Below are 1,021 nucleotides of genomic sequence, written 5' to 3'. Positions count from 1 at the left end.
TCCCGTGGCACGTACTCCATGCCGAGGGCAGGCAGTCGGGATGCTCGGCGATGTCCCAGCCGAGCAGCCGCATGCCGAAGCCGTGGGCGATCCGCGCGAACGCGGTGCCCGATCTTCCCGGTACCCACCACCCCCGCCGTGCGGCCACGCAGGTCCCGGCCCATGAGCCCGTCGAGCCGGAAGTCGAACTCCCCGGGTGCGCTGCACGGCCCGGACGATCCGGCGGTCGACCGCGAGCGCGAGGGTCCAGGCGAACTCGGCCACCGAGTACGGCGAGTAGTACGAGACCCGGGCCACCGACAGGCCGATTTCCCGGGCGGTGCCGAGGTCGATGTTGTTGTACCCGGTGGACCGCTGAGCGATCATCCTGGTGCCGCCCTCGGCCAGGGCACGCAGCACCTCGGCGTCCAGGGTGTCGTTGACGCCGCTGATCACCACCTCGTGGCCGAGCGCGGTCGGCACGGTGTCCCGGTCCAGGAAGAGCCCCAGACACCGCAGCTCGTGACGGTCGGCGAAGGCCTTGTCGAACGCCTCTCGCAGCAGGGGCTCCTCGTCGGCGAGGACGCCGTACGCGATGATCTCCACCTGGTCCTCTCCCGTCGCTTCGGGTGATCCCGTGTCCACCGTAGGTCGTGACGGCCACGGGGCATGAGGCCGATGGGGCCGTCCAGCCGGGCCATCGGCCTCGGGGCGACCATGGTGGACGGGAGCGACCGGCGGTGCTCAGCTCAGCCGGCCGGGGGTGAACGTGACGGGCAGCCGCGCCGGGCCGCGGAGTCCGCCGGGGCGCCAGGTGAGCTCCGCCGGCGGCACGGCCAGGGCCAGGTCCGGCAGGCGGCGCAGCACCGTTCCGATGGCGACCTGGCCCTCCAGCCGGGCCAGCGGCGCGCCCAGGCAGTAGTGGATGCCGTGCCCGAAGGCCAGGTGGGCGTTGTCCCGCCGGGTGATGTCCAGCCGGTCGGGCTCCGGGAACCGTGCCGGGTCGCGGTCGGCGATCGCGGACGCGATGAGCACGGTCGCG

The 1,021-nt window shown here is 73.2% G+C and carries 1 protein-coding gene and 1 pseudogene; both read right to left on the bottom strand.

The genetic code is table 11. The features are described 5' to 3' along the window. A pseudogene (locus C3481_RS15995) lies at positions 1 to 585 on the bottom strand (hypothetical protein); the annotation flags it as partial. 138 nt (positions 586 to 723) lie between these two features. Beyond that, positions 724 to 1,021: cytochrome P450 (locus tag C3481_RS15990; protein WP_146053674.1), on the bottom strand; the 298-nt coding region annotated here is incomplete at its 5' end.

The organism is Microbacterium sp. Ru50 (assembly GCF_002920555.1).
Lineage (GTDB): Bacteria > Actinomycetota > Actinomycetes > Actinomycetales > Microbacteriaceae > Microbacterium > Microbacterium arborescens.
The sequence above is the reverse complement of the archived record's forward strand: the minus strand, read 5'-3'. Positions and strand labels throughout refer to the sequence as shown.